Genomic DNA, 18,268 nt, shown 5'->3' on the forward strand with positions numbered 1-18,268 from the left:
GTCTCCCTGACAAAGAGACGCTTTTTTATGACGCATGTAACAGCTGTTCAAACTGTTTCGCATTTTGAAGAGATTTTCTTTGCAGAATGATACCTTGTTCATCAATGAGAATTGCTTGTGGAACAACCGTTACCCCATACAGCTCCATAATTTGTGAAGAACGAGTATACACAGCTTGGGACGGAAGCAATTCAAGGATCGGCGTATCATCCGCCTGCTCATCTCCATTAATAATAATGAATTGAGTATCATCGCCAGCGATTTGCTGCTGCAGATCTGCCAAAATACTTTTGCACGTCATACAAGTAGAATTCACAAATAACAGCATCACAGCACTCCCACTTTGAAAATATTCCTTCAAAATGACCTTCTTCCCTAAATGGGAATAGCTTCGAAATAACGGTGCAGGATCCCCCACATCCGCTTCCTTTAATTCAATTCCATCAAGGGTTTTAATTTTATTCATAAATTTTCCGATAAAACGGGCGAGCAAAAATATCACAGCCAGCTGAGCAATGACAATGAATAACACAATAATCAATAGAATATCTGTCATTTCACATCGTCTCCTTCTATAAATAATTCAAATTGATTGATCCATTTTCTTTTAAACATTAAGACTTCTTGACCCACCGCTATCATGAAAGAGACAGCCACGGCAATGAGAAAACAAATAATGTTATATTGCCATGGAATGGTTTCTACATAGGAATGCACATAAAACAATCCGATCACAAGAGCCAGCATCGACACATTGCGAATCACAATTCCCCAGTGAAGGCGTTCATTATCAAGCAGTCCACCACAACCGCAAGAAATATCACGATGTCCTCTCAATAAATTGAAGGTCACCGCTCCAGTATAAATACATAAAAGTGCTGTAAGACCAATCGCCGGTACAAGAGTCATGTGCCATATGAACAAATAACCAGTACAAACCAATTCAGCAGTTAAAAACAAATAAAACATGGGTGCCGTGAAAGAAGGAGGCAACAGCCGATAAGCATCCATCTGCTGCATATGTGCCGTCTGTTTTTTCACTTTATCAAACCATGCACCCGCAAAAATGATCCCTAGTAAATAGACACCTATATAATAAAAGACACTCACCTTACGCCATCTCCTTTTGTTGAAATAATTGAGATTGTGCCTCGTAAAGCCTTTTGTACTCTCCGTTCAACACCATCAGTTCATTATGGTTCCCCTCTTCAACGAAAGCACCATCTTTCATTACGATTATACGGTCTGCTAAACGGGCCGCTCCCATTCGATGTGTGATAAACAAGACACCCTGATCCTGCGTGTGATCGAATAGCTTTCGAATGAGTGAAATTTCCGAGAGTGGATCAAGAGCAGAAGTCGGTTCATCTAAAATGATAAAATCACTCTCTCTAAAGAAGGTTCTAGCCATCGCGAGCTTTTGCCATTGTCCGCCAGACAGTTCATGGCCTTCTTCAAAAAACCGGCCAAGCTGTGCATCATATTTTTCTTCCATTTGATGAATTCTTTTCTCTATGCCTGCTTGCCTTGCAGCTGAGATCATCCGCTCTTCCTCGTCCATATGATCAATACGGCCAAACCCGATGTTTTCTTTCACAGTAAACTCGTACTTCATAAAATCTTGAAAAAGAACAGCCATTCTCGCATGATATGACTTTTTTTGAATAGTAGAAATAGACTCACCGTTGACTTTTTGCATATTCGGCTGATCTGGATCATATAAACCGGTCAAACATTTGATCAAGGTGGTTTTACCTGATCCGTTATCCCCCACCAATGCAATACGTTCACCTTTATTGATATGAAAATGTATATGCTCAATGGCAGGTGTTTTCATATTCGGATAAGTAAATGAGAGATTTTCAAGTGTAATGGACTGAATAGACTCGATCTTCCGAAGCGATGCCCCCTCTTCTACCTGCTCATGAATTTCTTCTTCTCTCTTTTGAAAAGCTCTCATTTCATCAATATAAAGACTTGTTTCATATAAACTAGAACATTCTCTTGTTAAGTCCTGAAAACCACTTTGGATGTTTTGCACCGCTTGCAGCACAGCGACAAATGTCCCGGCAGCTAATTTTTTTTGAAAAATAAGAAAGACAATAAAAAGACCGCAGCATACATAGGAAAATGTCATAAGCAACCCGCCCGCCATCTCCCAGCGAACTTGCCGCTTAAGCAGTTTATATTTTTCATCTGCACTTTTTACATAATGACCTTTCCATTTCTGAAGAAGATAATCCCCGATTCCATATAAACGGATTTCCTTCAATGAATCTCGTTGCGCAACAAGATCGGACACATACATTTCTCTGCGGTCATTGGCAGTTAACATGCGGTTTAATTGATAACGCGCTCCTCCAAAGAAAAGCTCAATCCATAAGACAGGCAGGGTAAACACGATCAGAATAACTGCCAAGCCCCAATGGATACCGATCATATAGAAAAGAAGTGATACAACAGTAATCAATGCGCTCATGATTGTAAAGATACTTCTAACCATACTCAGAACATGCTGATGACTGTTCATCACACGTTGACTTTCATTGTAAAAAGAAGGGTGTTCAAATGTAATAAACGGCAGCCTGATCGCCTTTTGAAGCAATTCACCCTTCAAATGCAGACCAATCAAATTTGTCGCTTTCTGCTGGCTAAGCTGAAGAACGAATTGAAGCCCATATCCTAAAACCACGATGACCATTTGCAGTCCAAATAACCACAAAACCTTTTGAATGTCTCCTGAAGACGTCATGAATAAAATAATTTCATTAATCAAAGTTTGAATAATCCAGACACTAGCCAAAGGCATAAAACCAACGATTACTTGGATCAATAAGGTAAGAAGAAGATAAGATCGACTTCTTTTCCAAGTATAGGAGATTGCATATAGACAATGGTTCACTGTACTCATCAAACGCTCCACCTTACACCATTTAGTATAATTGACATATTTTTGATATTTGTATTATGATAGCTTTGCGTAACTTCACTCTGAGAGGACGATATACGATGAATGCAATCTTACTTTTACAGCTCACTCTTATTCTTTGCAGCCTATTATTAACGATCGGAGTCATCATCTATTTAAAACAACAAATGGAACTGATCATTTTACCGATACAGCATGTTGGACAAAAACTAGTGCATCCGCTGCTTGATAAACCATCACCTATTCCAGTGAATGATTTACTGCAAACCAACAGTAAGCAGCAGCTGCTTATTTTCACTGATACATCATGTCCGCATTGCATTCCATCACTTGAACAATTTCTAGAAACGAAAAAGCAGCGTAAATTAGACGTTTCATTTAGTATTTTGCTAAAGAATGGGCAAAAAGAGGATCAAGAATTATATCGTGATAATAAAACCAACATGCGAATTATCACAGTGGACGAACAAATGATAGACACATTCCAAATTGAAGAATTTCCGTATTACATCATGGTAGAAGAAGATGAAATCATCTCATATGCAGCACCTTTTCCGGATGGTCTTTATTCAAGGATATCTGCAAAATAAAGATAAATGAGGCATGTGAAGAATATCAAACACATGCCTCATTTTTTTATTGTGGATCTGAGTGAACATCTAGATCTTTTTCCCCTGCAGCAGCTTCTCTTGCTTCATCTGAAGCCTGTTCCTCGGCTTGTTCAAACTCACTCCGTGCCTCATTTGAAATGTCTACTTGGTCACCATGCTGATTCACAGTAACAGACGAAGAAGACGTCTCTTTTTGAGCCTCTTTCTCTAGTTCCTTTAATTTAGAAACATGAAGTTCCAAATCTTTACCTTGCTGAACTAAAGTAAGTTGTTGAAATAATGCCTTTCTCTCTTCTGGAGAATGGTCACCTTGAACAATTTGAGCCGCTTGGGTTAAAAAAGAATTTGATGATTGACCCGCTTGACGCCTATTTGACGTCTGCATAGCATTTGTTAAGAATGAAATTGAAGATATGCTCATGCGTTCACATCCTATTAAATAAGATCCTTAAATTTAGCAGCCACATCTAACGCGTTCTTGACTAGTACAAATCTCACCTGTGTCACGATCCACGTAGTAACGGAAAGTTCCAACACCTTGAAGGAAACAAGTCGGTGCTGATTTACATGAAGTGACTAATTTTTGCAAAATACATCTTGCAGCTGCAGGTTGAACATTGGTCATTTTGTTTAAGAAACGATCTAACATATGAATTCCACCTTCCAATTTTTATGGTAATACAACACAATAATAACCAATTACAAGACAACTAACAACATATTTTGATAAATTTACTAATTATTTTTTACTATCAATCTTGTTTATGACATAATTTATCGATAATTTTAATAGTAAATGTTACTTTTTTCTTATTTGGAAATAATTTATTTATCCATAAATAGTGAGGTGAAGATAGAAACATTTTCATTAATCAACATTCACTCTTCCTAAAGCACTACTTACTCAAGTATGATAAAGAGTGAATACATAAAGGAGTGAACACCAATGCAACAAACTGAGAAAATCATTCAATCTCTTCATTCAATCGTAAAGTGGGGAAAGGTTGGTAGTATCTTTCTCTATATTTCAGGCGGTCTGGCTATTCTTATTGGTTTTTGGCTTGTTCTTCCTGCAGCCCTTGGCGTCTTCCTCATTATGATGGGAATCCATGTACAAAAATCTGTAAAAGCAGCTGAACAATTGATTCAGGCTCCTGATACTTCTTACGAAGAATTATTAGAACAATACGCTAAGATGATGAAAATGCAGACACTGTTTGCCATTTCAAGTATTGCCGCAGTTATTCTTTCATTCATTGCCATTGTTTTGATGCTTATACTAGGCGGGTTAGCCTTCCTCCAAGAAATACCTTATGATGTCCAGCAGTATGAAGGTGATTACGAACAAGAACTCGGTGACTTTTATTAATCGAGTGGGGTATCAATGGTCGTTCGATACCCCTTTTGTTTTTATCATTTGGCTTGGATTATCCCCCTATGCTTGACATTCAGTCTTGTTCATTTTAAAATACAAATCGTAACTATTACGAATTAAAGGAGGATCCTATTACTTATGCGCGTGAAAATTACGTTGGCCTGTACTGAAACAGGTGACAGAAACTACATCACAACAAAAAATAAAAGAACGAATCCCGACCGATTGGAGTTAAAAAAATATTCTCCTCGATTAAAGAAATATACCCTTCATAGAGAAACAAAATAAATTTTTTAGACAATAAATCGTAATGATTACTTTTTAAGTGAGGCGGAAAACAAAATGATCGTTTTCAAAAGGACAAAAACAAATGAATAAGCGTATACCTGTTACAGTATTAAGCGGCTTTTTAGGAGCAGGAAAAACAACGATATTAAATCATGTTCTTCAAAATCGTAAAGGATTAAAAGTGGCTGTGATCGTCAATGACATGAGCGAAATTAATATTGATGCAGAACTAGTCAAACAAGGCGGTGAGCTTTCTCGATCAGATGAGAAACTAGTTGAATTATCTAACGGTTGTATTTGCTGCACTTTGAGAGAAGACTTGTTAATTGAAGTAGAACGCCTTTGTAAGACAGGTAATATCGATTATATTGTCATTGAATCAACTGGAATTAGTGAACCAATTCCCGTCGCTCAAACGTTTTCTTATATTGATGAAGAAATGGGCATAGATTTGACCCGCTTTTGCCGTCTAGATACGATGGTCACAGTAGTAGATGCAAATCGCTTCTGGACTGATTTCCAGTCAGGAGAGAGTTTATTAGATCGTAAAGAAGCGGTTTCCGATGACGACGAACGAGAAATTTCAGATTTACTCATTGATCAAATTGAATTTTGTGACGTGCTCATTATCAATAAATGTGATCTAGTATCATCCTCAGAGTTAGATCGACTTGAGCATGTGCTGAACAAACTACAACCAGAAGCATCTATCATCAGAACCTCACAAGGTAAAGTACAGCCAGATGACATATTGAATACTGGTTTATTTGACTTTGAAAAATCAAGTGCTTCTGCTGGATGGATCAAAGAGATCAACGCAGGACATGCTCAGCATACGCCGGAAACAGAAGAATACCAAATTTCATCCTTTGTTTACGAAAGAAGACTCCCTTTTCATACAGGCAGGCTGAATAATTGGTTAGATCAAATGCCTGACCAGATCGTTCGTGCGAAAGGTTTTACTTGGCTTGCCACACATCATGATTTAACCATTTTAATTTCACAAGCTGGGAAATCTGTTGCGATTGAACCAATTGCATACTGGATTGCTGCTTTGTCTGAGCAAGAAAAAACACGGATATTAAATCAGGAACCAGAGCTTCTAGATGAGTGGGACGCAGAGTTTGGTGATCGTCATACAAAACTTGTGTTTATCGGTGTGGATTTGCCTAAAGCAGAAATTATTCGCACTCTTGATCAATGCTTGCTCACACCTGAGGAATTTGATCAAGATTGGACTACATTTGAGGACCCCTTTCAATGGAAAATACAAAATTAGGCCAGGAGGGTTTTAATTGGCAAAGAAATCTAAGATTGCTAAAGAAAAAAAACGGCAGCAGCTTGTATTGAAATTTGCAGAATTAAGGAAAGAGTTAAAAGAAAAAGGTGACTATGAAGCTTTACGGAAATTACCTAGAGACTCTTCCCCTACCCGCTTAAAAAACCGTTGTGAATTAACCGGCCGTCCAAGAGGTTACTTAAGGAAATTCAAAATGTCTAGGATTGCTTTTCGTGAGCTTGCCTATAAGGGTCATATCCCTGGGGTGAAAAAATCGAGCTGGTAAAGAATGATTTGATCTTATCACAGCACTCGGAAAAGTAAAGCGGCACAAAACGATGAAAAATCTATTTTCAAGTCTTATCTCATGCTTTTTGAAGTTCAAAATAGGCATTTAAAAACCAGCAGAATCTCTGCTGGTTTTTTATAATGAATGAGTTCATAAGATAAAATAACCTGTTCGCAAAAAAGGATTTTCAACAATGATTACGCCATTTTTCCTTCTTTTCAAAAATACCTGATCATGATACTTTGTTGTCATTATCCACCGATGTATGACATTTCAACCTTTTTCTGATCTTTTTTCTGCTCTCTCTCAGCTGAATATTGATCAAGTCTATTCGACCATAGTTCCTTTAACAAGCTTGCTAACTCTTCATTATCTTTTGTCGTACGAATCATCCGTTTCAGATCAAAACCCGATGATGCAAACAGACATGTAAACAATTCCCCGCGTGCAGATAGCCTTGCTCTGTTACATGTTCCGCAAAAAGCATCTGAAACGGAAGAAATAATGCCTATCTCTCCTGAACCATCTTTGTAAAAAAATCGGTTGGCTACTTCACCTGTATATTGAGGAGGTTCTGGTTTGATAGGATATGTTGAATTAATTAATTCAATTATTTCATTCTTTGTCATGACATGTTCTAGATTCCATTTATTCGTATTACCGACATCCATAAACTCGATAAACCTGAGAACGTGTCCTTCTTTTTTAAAGTAAGCCGCCATTGGTAAGACATCCTGATCATTCACACCTTTTTGAACAACCATATTAATCTTGATAGCAAGTCCAGCCTTTCTTGCCGCCTCAATGCCATCAAACACTTTTTGGATAGAAATGTGCCTTCCGTTCATTTGCTTAAAACGATCGGGATTTAATGAATCTAAACTAATGGTGACTCTATTAAGACCAGCTCTCTTTAACTGATCAGCATATAAAGGTAAAAGCGTTCCATTGGTTGTCATCGCAATGTCTTCAATCCCTGGAATTTTTGCGAGCTTTTCTATTAAGACAGGCAGATCCTTCCGCATTAAAGGTTCCCCGCCCGTGATGCGTATTTTTACCACACCTAGATTCTTTACAAAAAGGGTAGCAAGTCGTTCAATTTCTTCGAAAGTAAGCAGTTCTTCTTTTTTCAAGAAAGGATAATCTGGTCCAAAAATTTCAGCAGGCATACAGTACGTACATCTAAAGTTACAGCGATCAGTTACTGATATTCTTAAATCGCGCAATGGTCGATGTCTTTTATCTAAAATACTGTCCATACTTTGCCTCCTATTCTGTAATACGCTGAGGATGAGTGTAAATATTAAAGGATTTTCCTCTGACGAATCCAACTGTCGTAATATTTAATTCTTCTGCCATTTGAAGCGCTAGCTCAGTAGGTGCTGATTTTGAAATGACGATAGAGACTCCTAGTTTTGCTGCCTTCAATAGAACTTCTGACGATATCCGGCCGCTAAACACAAGAATTTTATCTCTAAGTGGGATTCGCTGGAGTAAACAATATCCATAAATTTTATCTAAAGCATTATGTCTTCCTATATCAGTTCTAGTGATGAATAGCTTCTCTGTGTCACACAGTCCAGCATTATGCACTCCGCCAGTATGTTGAAATAATTGACTTTCTTCTTGCAAACATTTCATGAGATGCATACAGGTTTCAGCAGAAATACTAATTCGATCAATGGCTGTTTTTGCCGTCTTCACATCTTGAAGAAAATAAAAGTGTCTTCCTTTCCCGCAGCATGAACCAATCACTCGTTTTGTAAAATCTGATGAATCAAATCCACTTGAGTGAACTAAATCAACATAGGCAAAACCCATACTTTCATCTATTGTAAACCTTTTAATCTCATTTTCAAATCGAATGACCCCTTCTGAAGCCAAAAAGCCGATAACCAATTCTTTCAAGTGCTCTGGTGAACAAACAAGTGTCACAAATTCTTCTCCATTCACCATCACAGTTAAAGGAAATTCTTCTACAATTTCATCAGATTTGCATGTAAACTGGCCTTCACGGTATTGGTGTATGACTCGTTTCTTTTTAACAGAAGGATTCATTGTATGATCTTCCTTTCAATGCAAATTTAGTTATATGATCCAATCAAATTGTGATATTATTTTAAAAAGTCATGAAAATGTAACATATTTCTATCTTATCAAACTTCTTGATTGCTTTATATGGGGGGAACAAAATGAACAAATCGAAAAATCGCTGGCTCATTGCAACAAGTGCTGTAGGAATTCATTTATCTATTGGGTCTGTTTATGCTTGGAGTGTTTTTACGAATCCTTTACATGAAGCCTTTCAGTGGTCATTAACAGAAATAAGTCTCACCTTCAGTATTGCTATTTTATTTTTAGGTTTATCTGCTGCTTTCATGGGACATTTCGTTGAAAGGTATGGTCCAAAGGCATCGGGGCTCTTCTCAGCTATTTTCTTCGGCATCGGAATGACTGGATCAGGATTCGCTGTCCACATGTCCTCACTGCCCCTCCTCTATTTATTTTATGGTGTACTTGCTGGAATAGGTTTAGGAGTAGGCTATATTGCACCTGTATCAACTCTAGTCAAATGGTTTCCGGATCGAAGAGGGCTTGCAACCGGCTTAGCCATTATGGGGTTTGGATTTGCTTCTCTTATTTGCAGCCCAATTATTCAATTTCTCATTGAAAAAGTGAATATCGCAAATACTTTTTATATTCTTGGAATCTCCTATTTTATCATCATGGTGATCTCATCTCTTTATTTATCACCACCAACACCTGATGACGTCAAGCAATTTGACGCATTCAAAACAAAGCAAGGAAAAATTCCTCAAGATTTATCACAGCTTACTGCAAATGAAGCGATCAAGACAAGACGTTTTTATTATTTGTGGCTTATGCTTTTTATTAATATCACATGCGGAATTTCTGTTATTTCAGTAGCGTCACCTCTTGCTCAAGAAAGTGTTGGGTTCACTGCAGGTGCTGCAGCTACTCTTGTGGGCATTTTAGGTGCTTTTAATGGGTTAGGACGAATTGGCTGGGCATCGTTCTCAGATTATATAGGAAGACCGAATACGTACACGATTTTTTTCAGTATCCAGCTCATTGCTTTTCCTTTACTCCCCTATTTAAAAGAACCGCTCATCTTTTCAATCGTCATGGCGATCATTTATACGTGCTATGGAGGAGGATTTGCTTCAATTCCAGCCTATATTGGGGATTTGTTTGGTACAAAGCAGCTTGGTGCCATACACGGTTATATTCTGACGGCTTGGGCCGCTGCGGGTTTAGCAGGACCCCTATTTTCATCCTTCATCCGAGATATAACAGGTAATTACACACAGAGTCTTATGGTGTTCTCTGGCTTATTTTTCATCGCTTTTATCATATCACTTCTTATTCGGAAGGATATTCAGCAACTGAGAGAAACAAGCCCACCTGCTGCTTCCTCTGTCTCAGCCCGACCTTAATTTGAATTTGACAGAATCACAATCTAAAGGTAATTTTTAGATATGAAAACGCTTTACAAAGTAATAGGAGGGTGATGATCTCATGGGGAAAACTAAACATAAGGGGCCTGTTAAACTCAATAAAAAACCCTCACCAAAGCTATGGGCCTCTTTTGCACCAATGGGGCTTGGCAAAGTGAAACCGAAACACATTCGAGATACGATGAAAGTGGCATGGGAAAACAAAGATAACCTTCCCTACGCGTACCGTATTTTAACGCAGGGCGTTTGTGACGGCTGTGCCCTTGGCGTCTCAGGACTGTATGATCAAACGCTCGCAGGACCCCATATATGCACTACAAGACTAAATGTACTTCGTCTTAACACAATGCCAGCTATTGATCCAAAATGGTTTGAAGATATTCATCAGCTAAAGCAAATGGACAGCACCTCTCTTCGCAAGCTTGGGCGAATTCCTTATCCATTGCTCCGAAAAAAAGGTGACAATGCCTTTACACGTATTTCTTGGGATAATGCACTTGATCAAATCGCAGCTAAAATTCAATCAATTGATAAACGGCAGCTTGCTTTCTATTTAACCGCCAGAGGAATTACAAATGAAGTTTATTATACCGCTGCAAAGGCAGCTCGATTTATAGGGACGAATCATATTGATAATGCTTCTCGCATTTGCCATTCACCAAGTAAAACCGCTCTTAAACGGTCCCTTGGCATCGGCGCTTCCAGCTGTAATTACAGTGATTGGATTGGAACGGATGTATTAATTTTTTGGGGATCTGTCGCAGCAAACAATCAGCCTGTTTCCACTAAATATATGTACGCTGCTAAAAAGAAAGGGACAAAAATTATCGTCATCAATCCATATAAAGAGCCTGCCATGGAAAAGTACTGGGTTCCTTCTATTCCAGAGAGTGCTTTATTCGGGACAAAAATTGCGGATGATTTTTACCAAGTCAATATAGGCGGAGATATTGCGTTTATGAACGGCGTCATCAAGCATTGGTTTGACATGGAGCAGCATGCTCCCCATTCAGCTCTTGATCACGAATTTATTCAAAACCATACAACAGGCATACAGGATTTAAAACAGCATGTCGCACAGTTGAAGTGGGAGGACCTAGAAGCATCATCAGGTTTATCAAAAGAAAGAATGAAGGATTTTGCAACACTGCTTGCCAATGCTAATTCAGGTGTTTTTATTTGGAGTATGGGCCTTACTCAGCACCGCTTTGCAACTGATAATATATCACAGGTTGCCAACCTTGCCATGCTGCGAGGATTCATTGGCAGAAAACATTGTGGTGTCATGCCAATTCGAGGGCATAGCGGTGTCCAAGGTTCCGGTGAAATGGGCGCTGATCCATTCGTTTTGCCGGGTAGTGATTTTGATGAAGAGAATATTGAAAGAATCGAACAAATATGGGGATTTGACATTCCTAAATGGCATGGTGACACCATTGGGCAATCCTTTGAAAAGATGGCTCTCCCAAAAGATCATCCACAAAAACTCAAAATGCTGTTTACGAGTGGTGGAAACTTTTTAGAAACGATGCCAAATCCAGAAGCGATTGAAAAAGCATTATCTGAACTAGAACTCCGTGTCCACCAAGATATTATTCTGAATACCTCTACGCTGGTAGACGCTGAAGAGGCGGTAATTGTTCTGCCTGCTATGACAAGATATGAACAACCAGGCGGCGGCACATCAACCAGTACAGAACGCATGGTATATTTCAGTCCAGAAATTGAAGGACCTCGTATTGAAGAAGCCAGAGCAGAATGGGACATTTATGTTGATCTTGCGAAAAGGGTCCGGCCAGAAGATGCCGAGCTGATTCATTTTGAAACAGCTGAAGACATTCGTCGTGAGATAGCGATCGCCAATCGAAACTATGATGGCATCCAGCATTTACGTCATAAGGGAGACGTTTTTCAATGGGGAGGCGCATGGCTTTGTGAAGATGGCGTATGTCCAACGCCAGACGGAAAGGGACATCTGCTTCCTGCTCAGCTGCCTCAATATCGAAAAACCGAAGGACATTTCAATATTACGACAAGAAGAGGAAAGCAATTCAACTCCATGATTTACAGTGAAAAGGATGCCTTTAATGGTGGAAAACGTCATTCTATCCTAATGAATGAAGAAGATGCAAAGGAGCTTTACGTCCAAGAAGGTGATCCAGTTGTTCTCTTTAATCAATATGGATCCTATCAAGGAGTGGCTCAATTTGGAGAGTTGAGACGTGGCAATATCGCAGTTTATTGGCCGGAAGGGAACGTTTTAATTCCTAAAGGTGTGTATGAGAGCTACTCACAGATTCCCGAGTATAATACGGCTGCCATATTAGAAAAAGCCGAAACCTTCCATGCAAGAAAGGATCAGCATTACGTGGAGAAACGAATTGATGAATTAGAAACGACTTTCAATTAATCGTCAACTTAAAAACAGCTGGGGTTGTTTCCCCAGCTGCCATTCACTCTCTACCGACCAAAAGCGCTCGCTTCTTGTTGAAGAATGCGGTTCAATTCTTCGGCATTTGCAGCCGGTTGATAATGTCCTCCACCCGCTTTTGCAACAGATTTTAAACTTTTTGCTTCTTTTTCATTTACGTCGAAGCCAATGATATTGACGATTGTATCTATTCCGTCTTCATGTAATTCCTTTGCTGCTTGTGAAGGGCTTCCACCACAAGTTTCTTCACCATCACTGACAACATAAACAATATTTTTCCCTTCAGCCTGGTGATCTTCAAAATCTTGTTTCGTATCAGTTAATGCTTTTGCAAGTGGTGTCCAGCCGGTTGGCTTATACACATTTAGTGCTTGCTGAAATGTTGATGGCTCATATGATCCAAATCCGTAAACGGCTTCAGAACTTGAACAAGAAACGGCTTTCCCTGCATTTTTATTGGTTCCTTCATGACCAAACACACGAAGTAGAACTTGTGTATCTTCTGATAAAATGCCCGCAAAGCTTTGAATAGACCGTTTGGCGATATCGATTTTCTTTTCACCTTCAACTGATTGTGCCATGCTACCGCTTAAATCGAGTAATATCACCACATGAGCAGGCGGCTCTTGTTTTGTTACAGCATGAGCTGGTGAAGAAAGAAGCAGGACAAGACTAGCCAAAATGGTTAATATGATATTTCTTTTCATCAATAAAAACCTCCATTTTTTACTTTTGTACAGAAAAAGAGAAACGAAAGCATGAATCAATCGTTTCCCTTTTGTTCAGCAAGTTATTCGTGTAGTTTTAATGATTCTGCTGATAAGATAGAACCCATTTCTTTACCAGTGCTTGCTTGGTAGTAATGGCCTTTACCAGCTTTGGCTACTTGCTTCAATTGACCTTCATAGCCATCGTTAAAGTCTAACCCGATCACATTTACAACAGTTGATCCTTTTGAGTTATGCAATTCTTTTGCTACTTTTACTGGATCTCCGCCACAAGTTTCTTCACCATCAGTGATTAAGTACACAATATGCTTTGTTCCTTCAGTAAGCTGCTCATCCGCTTGCTTTGCATTTTCAAGTGCACGTGCAATTGGTGTCCAGCCATTTGGTCCAAGTCCGTTTAAAGAATTTTCAAAGCTGTCTTTTTCATAAGGCTGTACGCCGTAAACGCCTCTAATGACTTCACATGATTGAGCTTTACCTGAATTTTTGTTGTTTCCTTCAGAACCAAACAAGCTCATACGAATTTTAGCGTCTTTTGGAAGTGATTGAGCAAATTTAAATACCTCTTGTTTGGCGAGATCAAATTTGCGCTCTCCCTCAACTTTTCTTGCCATGCTTCCACTTGCATCAAGCAAGATTGTGACTCTTACATCTTTATTATGTTTTTTGACTGTAGATGCTTCTGCAAATACTGGTGAAGAGATTGACATAGATAATGTCAATACAGCTAAGGTTACGAGTGAGAATACTTTTTTCAACATAATTTTCCTTCCTCCTTATGTATTTAATTGAAACATCTTAATCGTAAAATATTCTGTCTTGGAATGGTATAGGACTCGGTCCCTTTTTCTCTTTCATCAAAATCACTAAAATTCTGTCAGATGTCTAGATATTTTCACCTAACAGACCCTTTATCCTCTCGATTTCTCCTCCTTTTGAGGGGCTTTGTATCGGCCATCAGTTCTTATCGGGACATAAATGTTTAAGTTTTCCTTCGGTGCGTCTTAAGTCGCAATTTGTCACATTCTGTTCAAACCTCTTTGACCACACAAAAAAATGCCCCATTTCTGAGGCACCTTTGCTTTATTTTTTAGCCATATACGTGTTGAGAAAACGATCGGCTGATTCGATTTGAATTCCTTTATAATAATGTTTCACGATGGCATCTACTTTTTTTCCAGCCTGCGCCATATAATGCGCACCATATTGACTCATGCCTACACCATGACCATATCCTTTTGTTGTAATGACAATCTGCTGGCCCTGGCGTTCCCATGTGAAGTCCGCTGAATGAAGGCCTAGTGATTCTCGAATGTCTCGTCCTGACAGTGTTTTACCGTTGATCACGGCTTTCGCTACTTGGTTTCCTGGTGTCCGTTCTACTATCTGTCCGACCTGAGCCTGCTGAGTGAGCGTCACACCTAATTTTTGCTGAAATTCACTTACCGAGATGGTTTTCTTGTTTTGAAATTTTGGCGATTTTTCGTCCCATTTACTTGAGACACTTTTCAAATAAGGGATTTCGTTTTTCCAATAGGCTTCGGCATTTTCCGTTTTTCCGTTACTTGTTGAAAAGAATGAAGCATCAATTGGTTTCTCGTCATAAGTCAGCACTTTTCCTTGTGTGCTGGCAACAGCTTCCGTGACTTTTTTTAATTTCCAATTGTACGCTTTCCCCCAAATTTTCTTGAGTTCCTGTTTGTTTTTGTACACCTGGAACATTTGGGTATCATCTACAAGCGAGCCCTTAGGTGATTTGACGGTCTTATCACTGATCATTTGTCTGACGATATACGTTCTTGCTGCGAGCGCCTGTGCCTTGAGTGCTTCCATTTCAAAATCAGCTGGCATTTCAGATGCTACGACACCGATCACATACTCTTCTAAGGGGATGTTTTCTACCTGCTGATGAGCAGAGCGATAGACGGGGATAGCGACGGGTGATTGCTTCAATTTGACTGAACCCTTCACTTCTTTTTTAACTGATGGTTCCGCTGCTACGTGCTGGCTGGCCGCCGGCTTCCCTTGGAATGTCGGCAACACAAGTAATGTTGGAATCATTAAAATGATGATGCATATTCCTGCGATTGTCCATATCATTGGTTTCATATTTGGCTGCCCCCATTTGTCATTGAATCTCTTTTATCCTATGGGCAGGGACAAGCTAATATGACAGCTTCTTTCTTTTAGTGGACAAGTCTTTTATGAAGGTATGAGGCTGTTCTTCAATTGGATTTTACTGTTCGTCTGTATGAATAAAATTTAAGATGGTTGGATACACTAATGATAAGCTTCGTGAAATGAGGCATTCTATGAATCTAAAAAAAAAATCAGCATGCCCAATGGACACACTGATTTCTTTATGATTACGCGTTCAGATCTGATACAACTTGTTCTTGTGTCACATCTGCTGATTCATCGTTTACTCTTTCAATATCTGCACCGATTGCTGCAAGCTTTTGGTGGAAGTTCACATAACCACGGTCAATATGCTTCAACTCTGTGACACGTGTATGACCTTCTGCCACTAATCCAGCAAGTACAAGTGCTGCTCCTGCTCTTAAATCAGTCGCTGCCACTTCAGCACCTTGAAGTTGAACCGGCCCATTGATAATGACAGAGCGACCCTCAATTTTAATATCGCCATTCATGCGGCGGAATTCTTCAGCATGCATAAAGCGGTTTTCAAACACTGTTTCTGTGATCATGCTTGTTCCGTTCGCACGAAGCAATAGCGCCATCATCTGAGATTGCATATCCGTTGGGAACCCAGGATGCGGCATTGTTTTTAGATCGATTGGCTTGAGCTCAGATGGTCCAATGACTCTTAAACCTTCTTCTTCTTCAATGATCTGAATACCCATTTCTTCCATTTTGGCAACAAGTGATGTCATGTGCTCTGGCACTGCGCCTTTTACAAGAACATTTCCTTCTGTAATGGCTGCTGCCACCATGAAAGTACCTGCTTCAATTCTGTCAGGGATGATGTTGTGTTTTGCACCGTGAAGTGTTTCCACACCTTCGATTTTGATTGTACCAGTACCAGCACCGCGAACCTTACCGCCCATGGCATTGATGTAGTTTGCTAAATCAACAATTTCAGGTTCTTTTGCTACGTTTTCTAAAATGGTTGTTCCTTCCGCTAATGCTGCTGCCATGATGATGTTTTCAGTTGCCCCTACACTTGGGAAATCCAAATAGATTTTTGCACCTTTTAAACGGCCTTTTACTTCAGCCTCGATGAAACCATTACCTACTTGAATTTTAGCTCCCATTGCTTCAAAGCCTTTTAAATGCTGATCAATTGGTCTTGAACCAATTGCACAGCCTCCAGGTAATGCAACTCTTGCATGACCTGTTCTTGCTAAAAGTGGTCCCATGACAAGCACGGATGCTCGCATTTTACGGACATACTCAAACGGAGCCTCAGTTTCTAGTGCATGAGATGCATCAACTGATACTTCGTTATTTTCAAAATGTACTTCTGCTCCTAAATGACGTAACACTTCATTGATTGTATATACATCGGAGAGCGTAGGTACATCACAAATTACGCTTTTTTCTGTACTTGCTAACAAAGATGCAGCGATAACTGGTAAAACGGCATTTTTTGCGCCTTCTACTTTAACTGTGCCGTTTAACTTTTGACCGCCGCGGACGATGATTTTTTCCAAGGTCTTCCCCTCCGCGTCCCAAATTCTCTATATTAATATTCAGTCGTTACGATTGGTGTGCCAACCGTAATCGTATGATTTTCGTTCATTTCCGAACTTCTGATGGCAATTTGAACATTCATTTTATCATTTGAAGTCATAATGAACTGTTCCCACTTCTCTGTGTAAGCGGAAAGCGACACAAAATTAGACTCAACGAGATACTCAACTGGTTTTGCTTGAAATTCATTTGCTAACGTTTCAGCTTTTTTTTGCAAAACAACATCCATCATACCATTTACATGACCATCGAGACAAGTAAAAATTACAATTTTCTCTTGTAATATGCTTTTTGCATGACGTACGAACTGATCATATGTATGCTCCCAGGTATTCAGTGGGCGAGCACCTTTTTGCTCATATAATAAATACGACTTTTGATTTGATTTTGTGTCGGTCTTCACGAGTAAAATTTTCGATTCTGTATCATTTTTTTCATCTTTGTAAATTCCTGTGACTTTGGTGACATGTTGTTCTTTTTTTTCGGTCCACTCATACTGTCGTAGTTCGTCTTTCAAACGTTTCACTTTTTTTGAAAATTGTTCGGATGAAATATCTACATTTGTTTTGGCATGAAGGGTCCATCCATCGACTTCGATTTGCTGGTTTTTCAAACCTTCTGCTATTTGAGCGAGCGGAGAAGATTCTTCCGCACGAACACCTTGAATCATCAGAACAAAAAAAAGAATAAACGCAAATAATGGCCAACCTTTCAAATACTTTTTCACCTGTCATTCCCCCTTGCTACAAGTGTTGCCGCAAGGAGGTCAATGCATACGTGGAAAAGTCAACAAAAGGCGCGCCTTTTGACCCTTCTTTTTACGTTCCCGCAGAAGGCCGTGACCAAACCTTTTATGTTAGAACATATAAGGAATTTGTCTGGAGAAATTTAAGTAATCAAGGAAGAAATTACTGACCGCAGATGCGATGGCAATGGTAATGAGCATCATTAGCAGCCTTGCTTGAACGATTTTCCCTTTTTTAATGAGTGGATCAATATTTACAGCAAGCAGTGCCCACCATGTAACCGCGATAAAAAATAGGTGGATCACAATGCCCACGATTGCTTGTTGTCCTACGTCTTCCATACAATTGAATCCTCCTTTTATTTATTTCTGTAAAGGAAAACTCCCTTTCATTATATCC

General features: G+C 39.3%; 19 protein-coding genes. 7 read left to right on the top strand and 12 right to left on the bottom strand.

Features of this window, described 5'->3' with window-relative positions:
* Positions 1 to 25 precede the first annotated feature (25 nt).
* From NST59_RS16950 to NST59_RS16960, 3 genes are read right to left on the bottom strand one after another with little or no spacing between them, the layout of a single operon-like run.
* The gene (locus tag NST59_RS16950; protein WP_058838569.1) at positions 26 to 556 is read right to left on the bottom strand and encodes a TlpA family protein disulfide reductase; all 531 of its coding nucleotides are present in this window, start codon (positions 554 to 556) and stop codon (positions 26 to 28) included.
* Positions 553 to 1,110 carry a MauE/DoxX family redox-associated membrane protein gene (locus NST59_RS16955; protein ID WP_064497927.1) on the bottom strand — a complete coding sequence of 186 codons (558 nt, stop codon included), beginning with the start codon at positions 1,108 to 1,110 and terminating at the stop codon, positions 553 to 555. Before NST59_RS16955 ends, NST59_RS16950 begins: the two co-directional genes overlap by 4 nt.
* Before the next feature lies 1 nt (position 1,111).
* Positions 1,112 to 2,911, bottom strand: coding sequence for an ABC transporter ATP-binding protein (locus NST59_RS16960; protein ID WP_064497926.1), 1,800 nt, complete (start codon positions 2,909 to 2,911; stop codon positions 1,112 to 1,114).
* 98 nt (positions 2,912 to 3,009) lie between these two features.
* On the opposite strand from NST59_RS16960, the gene NST59_RS16965 reads away from it, so the two are divergent.
* Positions 3,010 to 3,519 carry a hypothetical protein gene (locus NST59_RS16965; RefSeq protein ID WP_064497925.1) on the top strand — a complete coding sequence of 170 codons (510 nt, stop codon included), beginning with the start codon at positions 3,010 to 3,012 and terminating at the stop codon, positions 3,517 to 3,519.
* A 46-nt stretch (positions 3,520 to 3,565) separates the two neighbouring features.
* Here the strand turns inward: NST59_RS16965 and NST59_RS16970 are convergent, their stop codons facing one another.
* Positions 3,566 to 3,961 carry a hypothetical protein gene (locus NST59_RS16970; RefSeq protein ID WP_144489936.1) on the bottom strand — a complete coding sequence of 132 codons (396 nt, stop codon included), beginning with the start codon at positions 3,959 to 3,961 and terminating at the stop codon, positions 3,566 to 3,568.
* A gap of 525 nt (positions 3,962 to 4,486) precedes the next feature.
* Between NST59_RS16970 and NST59_RS16975 the strand changes: the two genes are divergently transcribed.
* The 4 genes from NST59_RS16975 (at position 4,487) to rpsN (ending at position 6,768) form a co-directional block, all read left to right on the top strand.
* Positions 4,487 to 4,909 (top strand): DUF5362 family protein, encoded by a 423-nt coding sequence (locus NST59_RS16975; protein ID WP_039182073.1) that lies wholly within the window; start codon positions 4,487 to 4,489, stop codon positions 4,907 to 4,909.
* A 144-nt stretch (positions 4,910 to 5,053) separates the two neighbouring features.
* Entirely contained in the window at positions 5,054 to 5,203 is a 150-nt protein-coding gene (rpmG, locus tag NST59_RS16980) for a 50S ribosomal protein L33 (protein WP_003214771.1), read from the top strand.
* Positions 5,204 to 5,285: 82 nt separating this feature from the next.
* Positions 5,286 to 6,482 carry a GTP-binding protein gene (locus tag NST59_RS16985; protein ID WP_341040837.1) on the top strand — a complete coding sequence of 399 codons (1,197 nt, stop codon included), beginning with the start codon at positions 5,286 to 5,288 and terminating at the stop codon, positions 6,480 to 6,482.
* 16 nt (positions 6,483 to 6,498) lie between these two features.
* Positions 6,499 to 6,768: a 30S ribosomal protein S14 gene (gene rpsN / locus NST59_RS16990; RefSeq protein WP_341040838.1), complete on the top strand. Its 270-nt coding sequence runs from the start codon at positions 6,499 to 6,501 to the stop codon at positions 6,766 to 6,768.
* Positions 6,769 to 7,022: 254 nt separating this feature from the next.
* On the opposite strand, the gene moaA is transcribed toward rpsN, so the two are convergent.
* Together moaA and fdhD are read right to left on the bottom strand one after the other, a co-directional pair.
* Positions 7,023 to 8,030: a GTP 3',8-cyclase MoaA gene (gene moaA / locus NST59_RS16995; RefSeq protein ID WP_341040839.1), complete on the bottom strand. Its 1,008-nt coding sequence runs from the start codon at positions 8,028 to 8,030 to the stop codon at positions 7,023 to 7,025.
* A gap of 10 nt (positions 8,031 to 8,040) precedes the next feature.
* Positions 8,041 to 8,829, bottom strand: a complete 789-nt coding sequence (gene fdhD, locus NST59_RS17000; RefSeq protein ID WP_047202543.1) for a formate dehydrogenase accessory sulfurtransferase FdhD — start codon at positions 8,827 to 8,829, stop codon at positions 8,041 to 8,043.
* A 134-nt stretch (positions 8,830 to 8,963) separates the two neighbouring features.
* Here fdhD and NST59_RS17005 point away from each other — a divergent pair, with 134 nt between their 5' ends.
* Positions 8,964 to 10,229 (top strand): L-lactate MFS transporter, encoded by a 1,266-nt coding sequence (locus tag NST59_RS17005; protein WP_341040840.1) that lies wholly within the window; start codon positions 8,964 to 8,966, stop codon positions 10,227 to 10,229.
* A gap of 82 nt (positions 10,230 to 10,311) precedes the next feature.
* Positions 10,312 to 12,660 (top strand): FdhF/YdeP family oxidoreductase, encoded by a 2,349-nt coding sequence (locus NST59_RS17010; RefSeq protein ID WP_341040841.1) that lies wholly within the window; start codon positions 10,312 to 10,314, stop codon positions 12,658 to 12,660.
* Positions 12,661 to 12,710: 50 nt separating this feature from the next.
* Here NST59_RS17010 and NST59_RS17015 read toward each other — a convergent pair whose 3' ends face one another.
* From NST59_RS17015 to NST59_RS17040, 6 genes are all read right to left on the bottom strand, one after another.
* Positions 12,711 to 13,388, bottom strand: coding sequence for a VWA domain-containing protein (locus NST59_RS17015; RefSeq protein WP_039182093.1), 678 nt, complete (start codon positions 13,386 to 13,388; stop codon positions 12,711 to 12,713).
* A gap of 83 nt (positions 13,389 to 13,471) precedes the next feature.
* A complete protein-coding gene (locus NST59_RS17020; RefSeq protein ID WP_039182096.1) occupies positions 13,472 to 14,170 on the bottom strand; it encodes a VWA domain-containing protein in 699 nt (232 codons plus the stop codon).
* 322 nt (positions 14,171 to 14,492) lie between these two features.
* Positions 14,493 to 15,518, bottom strand: a complete 1,026-nt coding sequence (gene spoIID / locus NST59_RS17025; RefSeq protein ID WP_041087858.1) for a stage II sporulation protein D — start codon at positions 15,516 to 15,518, stop codon at positions 14,493 to 14,495.
* A gap of 257 nt (positions 15,519 to 15,775) precedes the next feature.
* Positions 15,776 to 17,083, bottom strand: coding sequence for a UDP-N-acetylglucosamine 1-carboxyvinyltransferase (gene murA / locus NST59_RS17030; protein ID WP_024423722.1), 1,308 nt, complete (start codon positions 17,081 to 17,083; stop codon positions 15,776 to 15,778).
* Positions 17,084 to 17,115: 32 nt separating this feature from the next.
* Positions 17,116 to 17,850 (bottom strand): YwmB family TATA-box binding protein, encoded by a 735-nt coding sequence (locus tag NST59_RS17035; protein ID WP_126682413.1) that lies wholly within the window; start codon positions 17,848 to 17,850, stop codon positions 17,116 to 17,118.
* A 129-nt stretch (positions 17,851 to 17,979) separates the two neighbouring features.
* Complete coding sequence (locus NST59_RS17040) at positions 17,980 to 18,210, bottom strand: DUF1146 family protein (protein ID WP_024423724.1); 231 nt, start codon at positions 18,208 to 18,210, stop codon at positions 17,980 to 17,982.
* Positions 18,211 to 18,268 lie beyond the last annotated feature (58 nt).

The organism is Bacillus sp. FSL R5-0439 (assembly GCF_038008805.1).
Classification (GTDB): Bacteria; Bacillota; Bacilli; order Bacillales; family Bacillaceae; genus Bacillus; species Bacillus safensis.